Annotated in this window: 14 protein-coding genes; 9 read left to right on the top strand and 5 right to left on the bottom strand. The window is 57.9% G+C overall.

The genetic code is table 11. From position 1 onward, the window contains the following. Positions 1–4: 4 nt before the first annotated feature. Positions 5–1399: a dihydrolipoyl dehydrogenase gene (lpdA, locus tag ACR0JB_RS06950; RefSeq protein WP_170505574.1), complete on the top strand. Its 1395-nt coding sequence runs from the start codon at positions 5–7 to the stop codon at positions 1397–1399. 144 nt (positions 1400–1543) lie between these two features. Here lpdA and ACR0JB_RS06945 read toward each other — a convergent pair whose 3' ends face one another. Next, entirely contained in the window at positions 1544–2929 is a 1386-nt protein-coding gene (locus tag ACR0JB_RS06945; protein ID WP_170396162.1) for a M20/M25/M40 family metallo-hydrolase, read from the bottom strand. 320 nt (positions 2930–3249) lie between these two features. Between ACR0JB_RS06945 and hemA the strand changes: the two genes are divergently transcribed. The 3 genes from hemA (at position 3250) to ispG (ending at position 7006) form a co-directional block, all read left to right on the top strand. Further along, positions 3250–4473, top strand: coding sequence for a 5-aminolevulinate synthase (gene hemA / locus ACR0JB_RS06940; RefSeq protein WP_170358931.1), 1224 nt, complete (start codon positions 3250–3252; stop codon positions 4471–4473). A 128-nt stretch (positions 4474–4601) separates the two neighbouring features. Further along, entirely contained in the window at positions 4602–5813 is a 1212-nt protein-coding gene (locus ACR0JB_RS06935) for a helix-turn-helix domain-containing protein (protein WP_170349025.1), read from the top strand. A gap of 71 nt (positions 5814–5884) precedes the next feature. Next, entirely contained in the window at positions 5885–7006 is a 1122-nt protein-coding gene (ispG, locus tag ACR0JB_RS06930; protein ID WP_170396160.1) for a flavodoxin-dependent (E)-4-hydroxy-3-methylbut-2-enyl-diphosphate synthase, read from the top strand. A gap of 21 nt (positions 7007–7027) precedes the next feature. Here the strand turns inward: ispG and ACR0JB_RS06925 are convergent, their stop codons facing one another. The 4 genes from ACR0JB_RS06925 to ACR0JB_RS06910 all read right to left on the bottom strand — a co-directional run bounded on the left by ACR0JB_RS06925 (position 7028) and on the right by ACR0JB_RS06910 (position 11521). Continuing rightward, entirely contained in the window at positions 7028–8098 is a 1071-nt protein-coding gene (locus tag ACR0JB_RS06925; RefSeq protein WP_480789774.1) for an agmatine deiminase family protein, read from the bottom strand. Between the two features lie 195 nt (positions 8099–8293). After that, the gene (locus ACR0JB_RS06920; RefSeq protein WP_480789773.1) at positions 8294–9190 is read right to left on the bottom strand and encodes an FkbM family methyltransferase; all 897 of its coding nucleotides are present in this window, start codon (positions 9188–9190) and stop codon (positions 8294–8296) included. Between the two features lie 193 nt (positions 9191–9383). After that, a complete protein-coding gene (locus ACR0JB_RS06915; protein WP_170396154.1) occupies positions 9384–10142 on the bottom strand; it encodes a DsbA family protein in 759 nt (252 codons plus the stop codon). Beyond that, complete coding sequence (locus ACR0JB_RS06910) at positions 10139–11521, bottom strand: M48 family metalloprotease (RefSeq protein ID WP_480789772.1); 1383 nt, start codon at positions 11519–11521, stop codon at positions 10139–10141. The genes ACR0JB_RS06915 and ACR0JB_RS06910 overlap by 4 nt, the downstream gene beginning before the upstream one ends. Here ACR0JB_RS06910 and ACR0JB_RS06905 point away from each other — a divergent pair. From ACR0JB_RS06905 to ACR0JB_RS06885, 5 genes are all read left to right on the top strand, one after another. Beyond that, positions 11520–12683, top strand: coding sequence for a pyridoxal phosphate-dependent aminotransferase (locus ACR0JB_RS06905; protein WP_170505588.1), 1164 nt, complete (start codon positions 11520–11522; stop codon positions 12681–12683). The two genes, ACR0JB_RS06910 and ACR0JB_RS06905, sit on opposite strands and share 2 nt — an antisense overlap. Before the next feature lie 66 nt (positions 12684–12749). Beyond that, complete coding sequence (locus tag ACR0JB_RS06900; protein WP_170505592.1) at positions 12750–13970, top strand: N-acetylmuramoyl-L-alanine amidase; 1221 nt, start codon at positions 12750–12752, stop codon at positions 13968–13970. Positions 13971–14065: 95 nt separating this feature from the next. Continuing rightward, the gene (locus ACR0JB_RS06895; RefSeq protein ID WP_170396146.1) at positions 14066–16552 is read left to right on the top strand and encodes a penicillin-binding protein 1A; all 2487 of its coding nucleotides are present in this window, start codon (positions 14066–14068) and stop codon (positions 16550–16552) included. A gap of 90 nt (positions 16553–16642) precedes the next feature. Further along, positions 16643–17767: a peptide chain release factor 2 gene (prfB, locus tag ACR0JB_RS06890; protein WP_170349016.1), complete on the top strand. Its 1125-nt coding sequence runs from the start codon at positions 16643–16645 to the stop codon at positions 17765–17767. Between the two features lie 172 nt (positions 17768–17939). Continuing rightward, positions 17940–19340, top strand: coding sequence for an amidase (locus ACR0JB_RS06885; RefSeq protein WP_170396144.1), 1401 nt, complete (start codon positions 17940–17942; stop codon positions 19338–19340). The last annotated feature ends 1 nt before the right edge of the window (position 19341 follow it).

The raw sequence follows: 19341 nt of genomic DNA, 5'->3' as shown, positions 1-19341 counted from the left end.
AAACATGGCTGCACAATCTTTTGATCTGATCGTAATCGGCGCTGGTCCGGGCGGCTATGTCGCTGCCATTCGTGCGGCGCAGCTGGGCCTGAAAACGGCCGTGGTTGAACGTGAGCATCTGGGCGGCATCTGCCTGAACTGGGGATGTATCCCTACCAAGGCACTGCTACGTTCGTCCGAAGTGTTTCACCTGATGGAGCGCGCCAAGGATTTCGGCCTCAAGGCGGACAAGGTCGGATACGATCTTGATGCTGTCGTTAAACGCTCGCGCGGTGTGGCGGCGCAGCTTTCAGGCGGCATCGGTCACTTGCTGAAAAAGAACAAAGTCACCGTGGTGATGGGGCAAGCGACGATTCCTTCTAAGGGCAAAGTCTCGGTCAAAACCGAGAAAGGAACCGAACAGCTGACGGCCAAAAACATCGTACTGGCCACCGGCGCACGAGCGCGTGAATTGCCGGGGCTTGAAGCTGATGGCGATCTGGTCTGGACCTATAAGCACGCGCTGCAACCGCCGCGGATGCCCAAGAAACTTCTGGTCATCGGCTCGGGCGCGATTGGTATCGAATTCGCCAGCTTCTACAACACGTTGGGCGCTGACACGACCGTTGTCGAGGTGATGGACCGCGTGCTGCCGGTAGAAGATGCCGAAATCAGCGGACTGGCCAAGAAAGCCTTTACCAAGCAAGGCATGACCATCATGGAAAAAGCGATGGTCAAGCAGCTGGATCGGGCCAAGGGCAAGGTCACCGCGCATATCGAAGTGAAGGGTAAGGTCGAAAAGCACGATTTCGATACCGTGATCTCTGCCGTGGGGATCGTCGGGAATGTCGAAGACCTTGGGCTTGAGGCTTTGGGCGTGAAAATCGACCGCACCCATGTTGTAACGGATGAGTTCTGCCGCACCGGAGTTGATGGTCTCTATGCGATTGGTGACATCGCGGGCGCACCGTGGCTGGCGCACAAGGCAAGCCACGAAGGCGTCATGGTCGCCGAACTGATCGCAGGCAAACACGCGCATCCCGTAAAGCCCGAAAGCATCGCCGGCTGCACCTATTGTCAGCCGCAAGTGGCTTCAGTCGGATACTCCGAGGCAAAAGCCAAAGAGTTGGGTTACGACATCAAAGTCGGTCGTTTCCCCTTTATCGGAAATGGCAAGGCCATTGCGCTGGGTGAACCCGAAGGTCTGATCAAAACAGTATTTGACGCCAAAACTGGCGAATTACTGGGGGCCCACATGATCGGTGCCGAGGTGACCGAGCTGATTCAGGGCTATGTGGTTGGTCGTCAGTTGGAAACCACGGAAGAAGACCTGATGAACACGGTCTTCCCGCATCCGACACTCTCAGAGATGATGCATGAAAGCGTTCTGGACGCTTATGGAAAGGTCATCCACATGTAATCTGCGGTGGGTGGGGACTTTGCCCCCCGCCGCCCGTTCCGGGCGACTCCCCCGAGATGTTCATAGCCAGATGAAGCAAGGGATCCTTAACTTCATCTGGCCGAAAACACCTCGGAGCGCGAGGCAGAGCTTCGCATGGACTCATCAGCGCGTCAGCGCGTCCAGAATGCGAGCCCAGGACCGGATGCCTTTGTGAAAGCTTTTCACGTCGTATTTTTCGTTCGGCGAGTGAATTGCATCGTCATCGTTGGCAAAGCCAACCAGCATCGAATCCAACCCAAGTTCAGTGTTGAAATAACCGACGACGGGGATCGAACCACCCATCCCAGTGAACACGGCCTCGCGCCCCCATTCGTCCGACAGGGCGCCACGGGCGGCTTCGAACTCGGGGCGATCCAGATTCATGACCGACGCTGGGGACCCTTCCAGATCATTGTCCCATTCGACCGTGGCGTCGGGCGACAGACGCTCTTCCACATGTTTGCGGATTTTGGTGCGCAAAGCGTCAGGGTCCATGTCACCGACCAGACGGCAGGTGATCTTGCAATGTGCCTGCGACGGGATCACGGTTTTCGAGCCTGCACCATTGTAACCGCCCCACAACCCGTTAACCTCAAGCGTAGGGCGCGCCCATTGCTGTTCCAGCGTCGAATACCTTTTTTCGCCATGGGGTTGCGAATAGCCGACCGAGCTCAGGTACTCGACCTCGTCAAACCCACAGTTTTGCCACTGGCGCAGTTGCTCGGCGGGCACTTCGTGAACGCCTTCATAGAACCCCTCGACCGCAACACGGCCGGTTTCGTCGTCATAGAACGAGGCGATGATCTTGGACAATTCCCGCAGGGGGTTCAGGCCGGGGCCGCCGTAATGGCCCGAATGCAGATCGATGCGGGGGCCAGTGATAGTGAATTCATCCTTGAGCATGCCGCGCAGTTGCGAGGAAATTGACGGTACACCGCGAGACACCATCGAAGTGTCGCACACCAGTGCCAAGTCAGCTTTCAGCTCGGCCGCGTTTTCCCGCAAGAAAGGCACCAGGGACGGCGATCCTGATTCTTCTTCACCCTCGAAGAAAAAGGTGATGCGGCAGGGCAGGGAGCCATTGACGGCCTTCCAGGCCCGGCAAGCTTCGACAAAGGTCATCAACTGGCCTTTGTCATCCGACGACCCGCGACCGCGAATGACGGGGCCGTTGTCGGTGTCTTCAATGGCGGGATCGAACGGGTCGCGTTTCCACAGCTCAAGCGGATCAACGGGTTGCACGTCATAGTGCCCGTAAAACAGCACATGCGGTGCGTTGCTGTCCTCTCCGACATGGCCGACGACCATGGGGTGGCCGGTGGTTTCACGCTTTTCCGCTGCGATGCCAATACTTTGTAGGTCAGCGACCAACCAGTCTGCGGCCTGATCTACCTGCGCATTATACGCAGGGTCGGTCGAGATGGATGGGATGCGCAGCAGCTCCATCAGGCGATCGATTGAGGTTTGCAGATCAGTGTCGATGCGGTTCAGAACGGCGTCCAGCGACATGGGGTTCTCCTGCTTTCAAGATTTGGCAGAACCTATCAGCGCAATCGGCGCCGTCCAGTGCGCTTTGGCGGGAATATGATATAATATCGGAAACTCCGAGTGGCGCCTGCGTCGTTTCCTCGCGCCCGATGGCCGTAACTTTACTTGTCGATGCGAGTGCGAGGGGATATTTGATGCAAATCAAATGTGTGATCCCAATGTTGTCTATACGTACGGGGCACAAGGGAACGCATTGGCGTATAATCGGATTCGTCCGGTGAGAGCGTCAGAAATTTTGTCCGGCTACAAATGCAAGGGGTCGGGCATGTAAGGAGATACCGGTGGACTATACTGCTCAGCTCGATACAGCGATTGCCAAGCTGCATGATGAAGGACGTTACCGGACCTTCATCGACATCGAACGTCGCAATGGTCATTTCCCGCATGCGGTGCGGACCCGCCCGGACGGGTCGCAGCAGAATATAACTGTGTGGTGCGGCAATGACTATCTGGGCATGGGCCAGCACCCGGTTGTTCTGAACGCAATGCACGAAGCCGTTGACGCAGCCGGCGCCGGTTCGGGCGGGACCCGCAATATCTCGGGGACGACCGTCTATCACAAAAAGCTTGAGGCCGAGTTGGCCGATCTGCATGGCAAAGAGGCCGCGCTGCTTTTCACCAGTGCCTATATCGCCAATGACGCGACGCTCAGCACATTGCCGAAATTGTTCCCCGGCCTGATCATCTATTCGGACGAGTTGAACCATGCCTCGATGATCGAGGGCGTGCGCCGCAATGGTGGGGCCAAGCGTATCTTCCGTCACAACGATGTTGCCCATCTGCGCGAATTGCTTAAGGCCGACGATCCCAAAGCCCCCAAACTGATTGCGTTTGAATCCGTTTATTCGATGGACGGCGATTTTGGTCCGATAGAAGAGATTTGTGATCTGGCCGATGAGTTTGGTGCGCTGACCTATATCGACGAGGTCCACGCAGTTGGCATGTATGGCCCGCGCGGTGGCGGCGTGACTGAGCGCGATGGCCTGGCGCATCGCATCGACATTATCAACGGAACCCTTGCCAAAGCCTTTGGCGTAATGGGCGGTTATATCGCCGCTAGCGAGAAAATGTGCGATGCCGTGCGTTCTTATGCACCGGGCTTCATCTTCACCACCTCGTTGCCGCCTGCAGTGGCCGCAGGGGCAGCGGCTTCGGTCGCTTTCCTGAAAACGGCGAGCGATCTGCGTGAGCAGCATCAGACACAGGCCAAGATCCTTAAGCTGCGGCTCAAGGGGCTGGGCATGCCATTGATCGATCACGGTACACATATCGTGCCGGTGATTGTTGGAAATCCGGTACACACCAAGATCCTCAGCGACCGGCTGCTTGATGATCATGGCATCTATGTTCAACCGATCAATTTCCCCACTGTCCCGCGCGGAACCGAGCGTCTGCGCTTTACCCCATCTCCGGTACATGGGCCTGACGAAATGAACCGTTTGGTACAGGCGATGGACGAACTTTGGTCACATTGTGCGCTAAATCGCGCCGAACTTGCCGGTTAACCTCACGCTAAAGTGTGCAACGCGTTTGCCGCGTGTTAAGCTTAGGCTAACAAAAGTATCGGACGAATCGTTAATGGGATGATTCGCCGTTAGCGCGAAACGCGCGCAGGCAGAATGGGGCAGCAGGGATGATTGGGCGCAGATCTCAGCGCGATTCCAAGGACGAAGCCGACGTCAGGCCAAAGGGTTTTGACGATTACGAAGTGCGGCTTGGTGACAGGATGCGCGGCGAACGGGCAACGATGGGCAAGTCCCTGTTGGATGTTCAGCGCGAACTGCGGATCAAAGCCAACTACATAGCTGCCATCGAAGACGCCGATCCTGACGCGTTCGACACACCCGGCTTCATTGCCGGGTATGTGCGTTCTTATGCCCGGTATCTGGGGATGAACCCGGATGAGACTTTTGCTGCCTTCTGTAAGGAAAGCGGGTTCGAGGTTGCGCATGGCATGTCGGCCGAGGCTTCGGTTGTTCGCAAGCCCACGGGCGCGGTTCCGGCGCGCGGTCCGATGGGGCGTGATCCGTTTACCTCGCCCAACACGCCATACATTCCCGGTCGCGAATCCCTTGTCAGCCAGATTGAACCGCGGGCTATCGGCTCGTCACTGGTTCTGGTCGCAGTGATCTGCGGCATTGGCTATGGCGGCTGGTCGGTGCTGAACAAGATTCAGCAGGTACAGGTAAGCCCGGTCGAACAGGCCCCGGTGGTTCTTTCCGATCTCGATCCGTTGGATGCGGCGCGCGACAGTGCCGAAACTGAAGTTGCCGTTGCGGCCACCCCCAGCGCCGAGGCGTTGGACCGTCTGTATCGTCCACAGGCGCTGGACGTTCCTGTTCTGGTCGCCCGTGATGCTCCGATCTCTACCTTGGACCCGCGCACTGTGGGCACCTTCCTGCCACAGGAATTGCCAAAGGTTGAGGTCGCCGAGGTCCACACTGTCGAACGCCCGGCCTTGCCGCAGGTGGTCGAGCAGATCGACACCACCTTGAAAATTGTCGCCGTGAAACCAGCCTGGATGCGGGTCACCGCAGCTGATGGAAGCGTCATCTTCGAAGGCACCCTTGGCACGGTTGAACAAGGTAATGTGTTCGAGGTTCCGCTAACGGAAGAGCCGCCTCAACTGCGCGCGGGTGCTTCGGGTTCGGTGTTCTTTTCGATGAACGGCGAACATTACGGACCGGCGGGCGCGCCGGGGACCGTCGCCAAAGGCGTTGTTCTGTCCAAGGACGCGGTTGCCGAAACCTATGCAGTTGCCGATCTTGAGGCTGATCAGAACAGCGCGCTGAAACAATTGGTGGCTGAACTTCAGGCACAGGTTTCAGAAGACCCCGCCGAGTGATCTAGCCATTGCGGTGTCCTGACAGGCGGACTATCTAAAGACGCAACTTAGGTTGTCTTGGACCCGTCCTCATGTCGCTCAATCACGTTCGCCCGTGGCGCAATATCTACCGCCGCAAGTCCCGTCAGATCATGGTTGGGGATGTTGCTGTCGGTGGTGACGCACCCATTGCCGTTCAGACGATGACCAACACGCTGACAACCGATGTTGCGGCGACCGTGGCACAGGTGCAAGCCGCCGCCGAGGCCGGTGCCGATATCGTACGTGTGTCTGTCCCGGATGAGGCGTCATCAAAAGCCCTGAAAGAGATCGTACGCGAAAGCCCGGTGCCGGTCGTCGCTGACATTCATTTCCATTATCGCCGTGGGATTGAGGCTGCCGAGGCTGGTGCTGCCTGTTTGCGGATCAATCCGGGCAATATCGGTGACGAAAAGCGCGTGAAAGAGGTCATCAAGGCGGCGCGCGACCACAATTGCTCGATCCGAATTGGCGTGAATGCGGGCAGTCTGGAAAAGCACCTGCTTGAGAAATATGGCGAACCTTGCCCCGAAGCGATGGTCGAAAGCGGGCTGGAGCATATCCGCATCCTGCAGGACAACGATTTCCACGAATTCAAGATCAGTGTGAAGGCCAGCGACGTATTCCTATCCGCCGCTGCCTACCAGGGTATTGCCGAGGCCACCGACGCCCCTATTCACCTAGGGATAACCGAGGCAGGGGGGCTCGTGTCCGGTACCATCAAATCGGCCATCGGGCTGGGTAACCTTTTGTGGATGGGTATTGGCGACACAATCCGTGTCAGCCTGTCTGCCGATCCGGTCGAAGAGGTGAAGGTGGGTTATGAGATCCTGAAATCTCTGGGCCTTCGCCATCGCGGCGTGAACATCATCTCATGCCCGTCCTGCGCGCGGCAGGGCTTCGACGTGATCAAGACGGTCGAGGCGCTTGAGCAGCGGCTGGAACACATCAAGACCCCGATGAGCCTGTCCATTATCGGCTGCGTGGTCAACGGCCCGGGTGAGGCCTTGATGACCGATGTCGGCTTTACCGGCGGTGGGGCTGGGTCGGGTATGGTCTATCTGGCGGGCAAGGCCAGCCACAAGATGTCCAACGACCAGATGATCGACCACATCGTTGAAGAGGTCGAAAAGAAGGCAGCCGAGCTGGACGCCGCGCAGGAAGCGGCAGAATAACATAACCTAAGGTGGGCAGTTTCAAACCGCTGGCATCTGCTGTGTTGCACAGTGAATCCCGCCGCCAGATTGCCCTAGTACGTCCACGTTCAGGGCAATGACCTCGCGCCCAGGATAGTGGCTAGTAACTGCATCTTGCGCTAGTAGATCGGTTTCAATGTCGCCGAACTCAGGCATGATCACACCATTATTGCACACATAATAGTTCACATAAGACGCGACGAAATCCAGGTCTCTGATGCGCGGTGAATGGGGCTCTGGGATCACCTCGATTTGCAGCCCTTCGGCGGCCAATCGGTCATGTGTATCCAGTGCAGCCAGATGAAACGGGTCCCGCATGTCGGGCTCATCGGGCAGGTTCATCAAAACGCGCCCCGGCCCCGTGAAACGAGCCAAAGAGTCGATATGGTAGTCGGTGATATCTTCGCCCCATACCCCCTCGGACCAGATCATGCGATCTGCTCCGTAGGCGGCCAGCAAGCGCGTTTCGATCTGGTCTCGCGATAGGCCAGGATTGCGGTTCTTGTTCACCCACGAGCTTTCATGCGCCATTAGCAGCCCGTGCCCGTCCTGTTCAACCCCTCCAGCCTCGCCTTGTAAACCGCTTGTCAGCAGGGGCAGGTCCAAGTGTTCCGCTACGCGACCAGCGATGCGCGCGTCATGCGTATGGACCTGCTTCTTGCCCCAACCATTGAATTGAATCTGACGGATCGCCAACTGACTGCTTTCATTAACGACGAATACCGGCCCAGAGTCGCGACACCAAAGATCTTCGGTCGGAATGTCCCAGAGTTCGATGGATGGCGAGAGCTTTCGCTTTGCCGATGCATGCTCAGCCGCAGAAGCCAGCATGACTACGGGCTCAAATGCGGATATGGCGTTGGCTATGTCGGCGATGGTCTGTTGCGTGTCTTCCAGATGGGCTGCATCCCAATACACCCGTCGGCTGCTAGGCCATTGCATAAAGGTGCGCTGATGGCGGGTTTCCTCGGCGGGTACAAAATAGCCCAAGTCCGGTTGCGATGCAGAGCGATTGGACCAACCCATCAATCCCAGCGCCCCTCCGGTCAGGATCAAATGCCTTCTGTTCATGGCAATCTTATATCGGTTCCCGGACGTTAAAGCACGTCATCGTTTATGGCCCGAAAGTAGTTAAGGTTTTGGACCTTCCGATTGACGCAGTGTAGGCTGGCCAGTGCGAAGACTTTCAGGGTCGAACCCTAAGGGGCAAAGACATTGGCATTTCGCAATACCTCTGACCCGGTATCCCCGGCAAAGCGGGTGCACTTACTTGGCCGATGAGTGCTTGGCGTGCAGATCAAACCACCCGATGGCCATGGAAAACAGGTTGTCAGGGGCGGTTCGTCTTGCTTCTTTCAACGCTTGTTGGATTTTCACCGCGTCTTCATATTGAATCCAAGCTCCCGGTAGGTCTTCACCAAACACACCTGATGCGCTGGACTTAAACGTGTGCACGGGAATATGTCCGTGTGGGGAAGACGGGGCAATTATTTGATATTCAACATATTTTTGGTTGGAGAACTTGAATCTGTCATACCCGTTCTCGTGCAGGGTATTGAGCATGCTCAGGCTTCCGTTCTCAACCGAAACGTAGGATGGCAGATCAGGCAGGGCCATGACTTGCTTAAGAGCAACCTTATCAAGACCCTCAATATCAATTTTGACGTAAAGAATTTGTTTCGAAACCGGCTGAAGCGCCTGCGAAAGATCAATCGTTGGAACAACGATTTTCTCGGCTCCGTCCTTCCGGCTTCCGTATTCTTCTTTGACGGAACTCCACGCTGTGTTGTATTTATTCACATAGAAAGTGACTTCGTCCTTGCCGTCATCGGTAACAGCAAAATTCCTGATGTCGACGCCATCGACCTCTAGGTCGGAAAAATAGTCGGACATTGCAGCGCACAAATCTGGGATGGCCTCTACGGCGATGACCTCAAATCCCCTTTTTCGGTAATAAACGGTGTCTTTTCCGTCATTCATACCGATATCGACAATAACTCCCTGATCCGCAGCGGGGAACTGGTTCTCTGCCGATGTTTTATCCTTGGATTGCTGATCAATATAGGTTGGTTTGGTATGTTTTTTCTTGCCACGCAGAACACGACCTGCTTCGCGTACGCTTCGCGCCGCGCGGGACAGTCCAGATTTCTTGTTATCGCTCATGCGTGCCTCTGACTTTGGATAAATTACTTTAGCGTGTTCAATGCCCGAGACCAAAATCTCGTTCAACACAAAAATTTGGATTTCAAACCTTGAAAGATGTGCGTGGCAATAGGTTGCTGAACAAGTCCGACCTATTGCCCGAACACTTGCGTCAGAAGCGAGAGGGGGGGGGGCGGGTGAACCGCCCCTTTACTCAGCCTTGTTCAGCGCGCACGCCTTTGGCGATTTGAAGCATTTGATCCGCAGGCAGGAAACCGCGCAGCATTTCAGTGCCCAAAACAAACGACGGCGTTCCGGTAATCTGCATCCGTTGTGCAAGGGCGCGGGTGCGGGTGATCTCATCGGTCACCTGATCGCTGTCCATCGCCGCGACGATTGCATCGCTGTCCAGACCCAAACCATCGGAAATGCGACGCAGAGAAACCTCGGTCGGTTCGCCGCCAAATTCCAGCAGCGCGTCATGAACTTGTTTATATGCGTCGTCGCCGGCCACATGTTTGGTCGCCACCGCAAAGCGCGAAGACAGGACCGAAGCTTCGCCCAGGATCGGGAATTCCTTGATCACCAAACGGATATTGCCGTCCTCAGCCAGCAGGTCGGCCACTTCGGGCACCGCACGGCGGCAATAGCCGCAGCGGTAGTCCATGAATTCGACCAGAGTAATGTCGCCTTCTGGATTGCCACCCACCCAGCTATAGCCGTCATTGAACAGTTCTTCGGCATTGGCGGCCACTAGTTCTTGGTCAGCGGCGGCCTCGGCAACCGCGTTGCGTTGTTCAAGGATGTTGATCGCCTCGATGATCACTTCGGGGTTCTCCAGCAGATATTCGCGCACCTGGGCGCCGAATTCTTCCTTTTCCGAGGCGCTAAGCGCGTTCAAATCCAACGCTTGCGCAGGGCCAGTGATCAAGGAAAGCCCCAGTAGGGCAGGTGCTGCATGTCTGAGGATCATTTCCGTTTCCTTTTTGCTTTCTTAGCGCGTTCCGAGGCAATCAGCACATCCTGCGCCCTTTGCCAACCCGGAGAGCCTTCGGGCAATTGCCCTAAGGCCCGTTTTGCGTGAATACCCGCGTCGGCCAACCGGCCGCGCAAGGCATATCGTTCAGCGGTCACGACCGAAGCCATGCCATTATTGCCGACCTTCGCATATGCGACCCCGAGGTCCTGCATCAGTCGGGCATTTCGGTAATCTCTTTGACGTGCCTTTACAAGCATTTGCAAGGCGTTCTTTGTCTGACCTTGCGCCAGCAATGCACGCCCGTACCCAGCCAGGATCAACGCGTCATTCGGGGCCATTTCAACAGCTTTGCCATAGGCTTTCACGGCGTCCTGTATTTGCCGGTTTTCCAGTAAAATCTGGCCCTTAAGCTCATAGTAAAACGGATCATTTGGGCGAATGGCCAGGGCGCCATCTATGGCGGCGCGGGCGTTGGTCAGATCATGGTTCTGATGATAGGCCGATGCCTCACGCATCAGACGGATGTCTTGCGCGTCTTCCTCTTTTGCGCGTCGCATGGTCCATGTTGGGGATCGGAGGAAAGCCGAAAGCTTACCCTTGACCCGCGCGAACCAGTAATCGGCATTTGGGTCCGATTTGGACCAGTCGCCAGATTGCGCTAGAAACCTCTCAGCCACGCGCAGGCGCTCGCGGCTGGTGGGGTGCGACCGCATATAGGGGTCTTGATTGACCGCGTTTAGCAACTCTTGACCAGCGAACTTTCGATGCAGTTCAACCATCCCGATGGGCGAGATACCGGCCCATCGGAGGTAACTGGCGGCGCTTTGGTCGGCCGAGGATTCTTCGGCGCGGGTATGTCCCAGAAAACTGCGCAGAGCAGCACTTTGGGTTCCTGCGGCAATGCCTACTGCGGCCTCACCACCTCCGGCGGCAGCGGCAATTAGGGCCAGCGCAGTCCCTAACCCCGCCTTGCGTTGCGCCGCGCGCAGGTTTTGCGTCCGCCGGGCCAGATGGCCATTGGCGATATGCGCGGCCTCGTGCGCGATCACGGCCTGCAGCATTTCAGGGCTTTCGACGGTCAGGATCAGCCCGTAATTCAGGTAAATCGCGCTGTAATCGATGACAAAGGCGTTGAACGTGCGATCATTGACGACAAATATCTTGACCCGATTGGTGTTCAGCCCGGCCGCACGCAGGATCGGAAAGGCCAGTTCGCGCAGCCCATGTTCGATATCGGGGTCTCGGATCAGGCCCTGAGCGTTTGCCGGAACAAGGCTTGCCATCCATGTCACTGCCACCAGCAACAGGGTCGGGATTGACGCCACCCTGGATAAGCGTTCAAAAGCCATGGCTGAAACATGGGAGATTGGCATGAGAAACTCAACCCGGTCCGGGGTCGATCCCTTTATCGTGATGGACGTGATGGAGGCCGCGCGCCGCGCCGAAGAGGCCGGGCGCCACATTATCCATATGGAGGTCGGCCAGCCCGGCACCGGTGCGCCTAAGGGGGCAGTTAAGGCTCTGGCGAAGGCCATGGAGCAAGCCCCGTTAGGTTATACGGTCGCGTTGGGATTGCCTGAACTGCGGCAACGGATCGCACGTCTGTATGGCGATTGGTATAATGTTGATCTGAACCCCGAACGCGTTGTGATTACTCCGGGATCTTCTGGCGGATTTCTACTGGCTTTCACCGCGCTGTTCGACAGCGGTGACCGCGTCGGCATCGGCGCGCCGGGCTATCCGTCTTACCGGCAGATTCTGAAAGCACTGGGTTTGGTGCCGGTTGATCTGCCCACTGCGCCGGAAAACCGCCTGCAACCGGTGCCCGCAGATTTCGCAGGGCTTGATCTGCAGGGGCTGATGGTCGCGTCACCTGCCAATCCGACCGGTACCATGCTGGATCATGCGTCAATGGGCGCGCTGATCGAGGCCGCGCACGGGCAGGGAGCCTCGTTCATCAGCGATGAGATTTACCATGGTCTGGAATATGAGGCCAAAGCCGTCACTGCGCTGGAGTTGACGGACGAGTGCTATGTGATCAACTCATTTTCGAAGTATTTCTCGATGACCGGCTGGCGTGTTGGCTGGATGGTGGTGCCCAAAGATCAGGTGCGCGTCGTCGAGCGTATCGCCCAGAACATGTTCATCTGTGCGCCCCATGCCAGCCAGTTGGCAGCACTAGCCGCGATGGATTGCGACGCGGAATTGCAAGCCAATCTGGATGTTTATCGCCGCAATCGCACTTTGATGTTGGACGGTTTGCCCAAGGCCGGCTTCACCAATATCGCGCCGCCTGACGGGGCGTTCTACGTTTACGCCGATGTCTCGGACCTGACCGAAGACAGCCGTGCCTTCGCGGCCGAGATACTGGGCAAGGCCGGGGTGGCCGTGACTCCGGGGCTGGATTTCGACCCAGTGCGCGGGCACCACACGCTGCGGTTTTCCTATGCGCGATCAACGGCAGATATCGAGGAAGGTCTGATGCGGCTTCAGCGTTTCATGGTTGAACGCGGTGCGATCACAACTCCGGCGTAACCCGTTCACAAATTAGCTTCGGTCCGCTAGTCTGACCGCCAAACGATCTCGGGAAAACTTGAGGCCATGAGCAGGATTTTCTACGTCATCGCGCTGATCTGGGCGCTGAGCAGTGCTGCGCTCGCGCATGATTTCAGCGCGCTTGCGCGGGTTTTGCCCGACGATAGCCGCATAACTCAAGATGGCCGCGCCGGAGTTCGCGTTGAACTTGGCCTCAGTCAGGGCGTTCCTTACCGTGTCTTCACACTGCGCGATCCGTACCGTGTCGTGCTGGATTTTCAGGAGGTCGACTGGACTGGCCTGGACGCCGACACTTTCCTGCAAACCGACCGGATCAGTGGTGTGCAATTCGGCGCCTATGTTCCCGGCTGGTCGCGCATGGTGTTGGAGCTGGGCGCACCACTGGCCGTTGATACCTCTGACTTGAGGGTGGATCAGGTCAATGGAACAGCGCACCTGTCGCTTGGTCTGAGCGGCACCGATTTCGACAGTTTCGCGGCCAGCGCCGGGGCGCCGCGCCAGCCAGGATGGGACCTGCCGGAACCGTCGGTGACGCCTGCCAAGCCCGGTCCAAACGGAACACGCCCTTTGCTGGTGATGCTGGACCCAGGCCACGGCGGTATCGATCCGGGGGCCGAGGTCGCGGGATCTAACGAGAAGACCCTGATGCTGACCTTCGCGCGCGAGTTGCGGGAAACACTGCTGCGGGCCGGCGGATATCAGGTGGTGATGACCCGTGTGGACGACCATTTTGTCAGCCTCGAACGACGCATAGCTCTGGCGCATCGGGCGGGTGCGGACGTGTTTATCTCGCTTCATGCCGATAGTCTCTCCGAGGGTCGCGCGCATGGTGCGGCGGTCTATACGCTGTCCGACGATGCCTCGGACGTTGCCAGCCACAAATTGGCCGAACGTCACGATAGGGGCGATCTGATCTCGGGCGTGGACCTCAGCGGTGCCGACGACCAGGTGGCCGACATCCTGCTGGATATCGCGCGGCAAGAGACCAAACCACGCACAGACGCGTTGGCGCGGGCCGTGGCCGATGGGATGACGCAGCAGGGCGGGCCGATGAACAACAGACCGATCCGCACGGCATCTTTTTCTGTGCTAAAGGCGGCGGATATCCCGTCGATTTTGGTCGAGCTTGGGTTTCTGTCCAGCCCCAGAGATCTAAAAAACGTCACGAATCCAGAATGGCGCAAACGGATGGCGCGCGGAATCCTGGCCGGGCTAGAGCAATGGCGGCAGGACGATCTGGTTAAACGCGCCCTGATTGGGCAGTGACCCTGCGGCGCAAACCGGCTAAAATTGGCCATCGTGTTTTGACCCTGCGCCGGGGCACCACTATATAGGCGGCAGCGCGAGTAAAAGGCAGTAACGTGATCCGTTTCATTCTTTCGTTTTTCGGGGCGATCTTCAGCCTCGTCACCCTGGGTATCTTCATGGCTGCGTTGGTGATCGGCGCGGTGTTCTGGATGTATGGGCGCGACCTGCCCAGCCATGAATCGCTGGCGCAATACAAGCCGCCGACGATCAGCAGGATTTATTCGGGCGAAGGTCAACTGATCGACGAGTTCGCGCAGGAACGCCGCTTGTTTACCCCGTCCGAAGAAATTCCCGACCTGGTGAAGCAGGCGTTCATCTCGGCCGAGGACAAGAACTTTTACACGCATCAAGGCTATGACCCGCGCGGCATCATCGCTGCCGGTGTCGAGGCTGTGAAATCCAAGGGTGAAAACGTGCGTGGTGCGTCTACGATCACGCAGCAGGTGATGAAGAACTTCCTGCTGTCCGGCGACCGCCGGGCCGAGCGCAAGATCAAGGAAATCATCCTCGCCACCCGGCTTGAGGATACGCTGGACAAGGAACAGATTCTCGAACTCTATATGAACGAGATCTTTCTGGGCCAGAACTCGTATGGTGTGACGGCTGCGGCGCAGACCTATTTCAACAAGACGTTGCAGGAACTGGCCCCGCATGAGGCGGCCACACTGGCCGCAATGCCCAAAGCGCCGTCCGATTACCATCCAGTTCGCCAGAAAGAACGCCTGCTGGCGCGCCGTGATTACGTACTGCGCGAAATGCACCAGAATGGCTATATCGATAAGGCGACCTATGAGACCGAGGTCGATGCACCCCTGCGCTCGGTCCAAAACGGTGACTTCGAAAGCTTCCGCACTGCGCTGCCACCGCGTGACTATTTCACCGACGAAATCCGCCGCCAGTTGAGCGAGGATTTCGGCGAGGGTGAGTTCTTTACTGGCGGCTTTACCGTCCGCGCCTCGGTGGACGAAGAGATGCAGGTTGAAGCGGCCAAGGCCCTGCGTACCGCGCTGCAGAAATACGACCGCTCACGCGGTAAATGGCGCGGCACGAAAGAAGTGATCGCCGAAGATAAACTGACCGATGAAGCCCAGTGGCGCGAGGCGCTGGCGATCTTGGAAATCCCGCGCGACGTAGTGCTGCCAACGCGGTGGTATCCGGCGGTGGTTTTGAACGTGGCCGATCAATCCCTAACGGTCGGTATCGAGAACGGCCCAGCCGACGGCGTTGTGCCCCGTTCCGATATCAAATGGATGCAGGGCGATTTCGCCGCCAATTTCGAACGTGGTGACGTCATCCTGGTCATGGCCGGCGAAGAAGGTCAGTGGTCGGCGCGTCAAATTCCCGAAGTACAGGGCGGATTTGTCGCGATGGACGTGAATTCGGGCCGGGTTCTGGCGATGCAGGGCGGGTTCTCGTATCAGGATACGGTGTTCAACCGCGCTACGCAGGCGCAGCGTCAGCCGGGGTCCAGCTTTAAGCCTTTTGTTTACGCGGCGGCACTGGACAGTGGTTATAGCCCAGCAACAATCGTGGTGGATGCCCCGATCGAGGTGAACACGCCGCAAGGTTTGTGGCGGCCCAAGAACTCGACAAACAAGTTCTATGGTCCGACGCCACTGCGCACCGGGATCGAGCAGTCGCGGAACCTGATGACGATCCGTCTGGCGCAAGAGGTCACGATGCCGGTTGTCGCGGGCTACGCTGAGCGTTTCGGCGTTTACGATCGGATGGGTGCGTTCCTTGCCAACTCGCTGGGATCCGAGGAAACCACGTTGTACAAGATGGTCGCGGCTTATGCGATGTTCGCCAATGGTGGTGAACGGGTCGAGCCCACTCTGGTCGACCGAATTCAGGACCGGTTCGGCAAGACGATTTACCGACATGACGACCGCCAGTGTGTGGACTGTAACTCTAGCTGGCTTGAGCCGGACGAGTCGCCCACCATTGTGACCGATCGCTGGCAGGTCATGGATGCGATCACCGCGTATCAGCTGACGTCGATGATGAAGGGCGTGGTGGATCGGGGAACTGCGTCGAGCGTCGTCAATCTGCCCGTGCCCACAGCGGGTAAAACCGGTACGACCAACGAATCCAAAGATGCGTGGTTCATCGGCTTTACGTCCAATATCGTGGCCGGCTGCTATATCGGGTATGACCGCCCGCGCCCGATGGGGCGGGGGGCCTATGGCGGCACAATGTGTGGCCCGGTTTTCCAAAGTTTTATGGAAAAAGCTGTCGAGAAATATGGCGGCGGTCCGTTTGAAGTGCCCGAGGGTGGCCACTTTATCAAAATCGACCGTTTCAGTGGCGCGCGCCTGCCTGCGGATGCGACCGGAGATTATGTCGTGGCCGAGTATTTCCGCGATGGCGTCGACGGCTTTATCGATCGTGTCTACGACGGTGGCTTTGCGGTTGGTTCGGACCTGCCGCTGTTCGAAGAGGTCAACACCGGCCGTCAGGTGACCACATCAACCGGGAATACGGTCACTGTTGGCCCCAATGCCAGCCAGGGTGATCTCTCGACCGGTGGGCTTTACTGATAACCGATATGTTTAGGGGCTTCGCTGTCTTGTGGTGCCCCGAACCTCTTGCTATCACGCAGGCCTGATTGAGCAAGTTGGGACAAGACCATGCGCGCCGAAACCCAGAATACCGTGGCGGAAATTGAAAAGTCGCTGGAGCTGCTGGCGCAGCGTATGGACTATGAAACTGCGCCCCACCGCCTTGAGGAATTTAATGCGCGCGTCGAGGACCCCAACCTTTGGGACAACCCCGAGAACGCGCAGAAACTGATGCGCGAACGTCAGATGTTGGTTGATGCCATCGAAACCTATGAAACCATCAAAACCGATCTAAGCGACAATATCGAATTGATCGAACTGGGCGAGATGGAGGAGGACGAAGAGGTTGTCACCGACGCCGAAAACGCCATCAAAAGCTTGAAGGCCAAAGCCGCCAAGAAAGAGCTGGAGGCGCTGCTGGATGGCGAGGCTGATGGCAACGATACGTTCCTTGAAATCAACTCGGGCGCGGGTGGCACGGAAAGCTGCGACTGGGCCTCGATGCTGGCGCGGATGTATGTGCGTTGGGCCGAGAAAAAAGGCTATACCGTCGAGCTGCAATCCGAGACCTCGGGTGAAGAGGCGGGGATTAAATCCGCCGCCTACAAGATTTCCGGTCATAACGCTTATGGCTGGTTGAAATCCGAAAGCGGCGTACACCGGTTGGTGCGGATTTCACCGTATGACTCGGCGGCTAAGCGGCATACGTCGTTCAGCTCGGTCTGGGTCTATCCGGTGGTCGACGACAATATTGAGATCGAGGTGAACCCCTCGGACATCCGTATCGATACATACCGGTCCTCGGGCGCGGGTGGTCAGCACGTGAACACCACCGACTCGGCAGTTCGGATTACGCACATTCCGACCGGGATCGTTGTAACCAGTTCCGAGAAGTCGCAGCACCAAAACCGCGATATTGCGATGAAAGCGCTGAAGTCGCGCCTGTATCAGCAAGAGCTGGATCGCCGCAACGCGGATATCAACGCTGCGCACGAGGCCAAGGGCGACGCGGGCTGGGGAAACCAAATCCGGTCCTATGTCCTGCAGCCTTATCAGATGGTAAAGGATCTGCGCACCAACCATGAGACATCAGACACCAAGGGTGTGCTGGATGGTGATCTGGATGGGTTCATGGCTGCCACACTGGCGTTGAACGTGGCGGGCAAAAGCCGGTCCGAGGCGCAGGGCGACTAAGGCGGGCAGGGGCTTTGCCCGGTCTCCGCAAGCGGAGCCTCCCCCGATATATTTTTGGCCAGATGAAGCGGATCCCAGTTTTCTGTGGGAACGGAAAAGATTCATTTAAACAGTGGGTTTAAATGGGGGGATGCCCCGGCTAGGTTGACCTTGCAAAAGGGACGAACCTGAGATGAATCTGAGCCAAGCAACTGCAAGTGGCCTGTTGAACGCGCTGACGGACCGGCAGGTGTCGGCGCAAGAGGTGATGCAGCAAACGCTGGAGCGGATTGGCGGGGTCAACGAGGCCGCGAACGCCATTGTGGCTTTGCGCGAGCGGGATGATTTGATGACCGAGGCCCGCGCTTTGGATGCTGGTCCAATCCGTGGCCCCCTGCATGGATTGCCGATTGCGGTCAAAGATCTGGTGAACGTGGCGGGGATCGTAACATCGCAGGGATCTCCGATTTTTAGGGATCACGTTGCGCAAAGGGATGATCTGATTGCCGCGCGGATGCGGGCGGCCGGAGCGATCCTGATCGGCAAGACCAATGTTCCCGAATTCGGGCTGGGGTCCCATACTTTTAATCCGGTCCATGGCGCGACGACGAACCCTTATAATCGGGTCCGGACCTGCGGCGGGTCATCCGGCGGCGCGGCGGTGGCGCTGGCGACCGGGATGGTGGCGCTTGCGGATGGGTCAGACGCGATGGGCAGCCTGCGCAACCCGGCGGCCTGGAACAATGTTTACGGGTTTCGGCCAAGTTGGGGGCGGGTGCCGTCGGAACCGGTAGGTGATGGCTTTCTGCATCAGCTGTCCACGCTTGGCCCGATGGCGCGCAGCCCCGAGGATCTGGGCCTGTTGCTGGACGTGATCTCAGGGCCGGATGTGCGGCAGCCGTTTGGTGGGGCCAACCCCATAGTGTCGCCGGTGCAGGCGGCAGACATGCGCGGCGTGCGGATTGGGTGGCTGGATGACTGGGGAGGGGCTTATCCATTTGAGGATGGCATACACGCGCAATGTGAAAGTGCTTTGAATGTGTTCACTCAGCTGGGGGCCGAGGTCATCCCCGTTGCGCCGCCATTTGAGGCTGAGCGCCTTTGGGAGAGTTGGATAACCCTGCGATCCTGGAGCGTGGCCGCAAGTCTTGCGCCGCTTGCAGATCAACGTGACGTGTTGAAAGACACGGCGCAATGGGAGTTGGACCGAGGGCAGACTCTGACGGCGATGCAAGTGCATGAAGCCAGCGTCATCCGGTCCGAATGGTTTCGATGCGTGGCAGAGTTGATGCGTGATTATGATGCCATGGTGTTGCCGTCTGCGCAGGTTTGGCCCTTTGAGATTGAGACGCCATACCCAACGGAAATTGCGGGGCGAGGGATGGATACCTATCATCGGTGGATGGAGGTCATGGTGCCAGTCAGCCTGATCGGCTTGCCCTGCCTGTCAGCACCGGCGGGTTTTGGAGCCAACGGATTACCGATGGGAATTCAGGTGTTTGGTCCACGCGGCTCCGACGCCCGCATCCTGTCGATTGGCGCAGCCTATCACGCCACCACCATGTGGCCGCAAAAACGACCGGCCCAACCGTAGG

The sequence above is a fragment of the Ruegeria sp. BI7 genome (assembly GCF_056537925.1).
The sequence above is the reverse complement of the archived record's forward strand: the minus strand, read 5'-3'. Positions and strand labels throughout refer to the sequence as shown.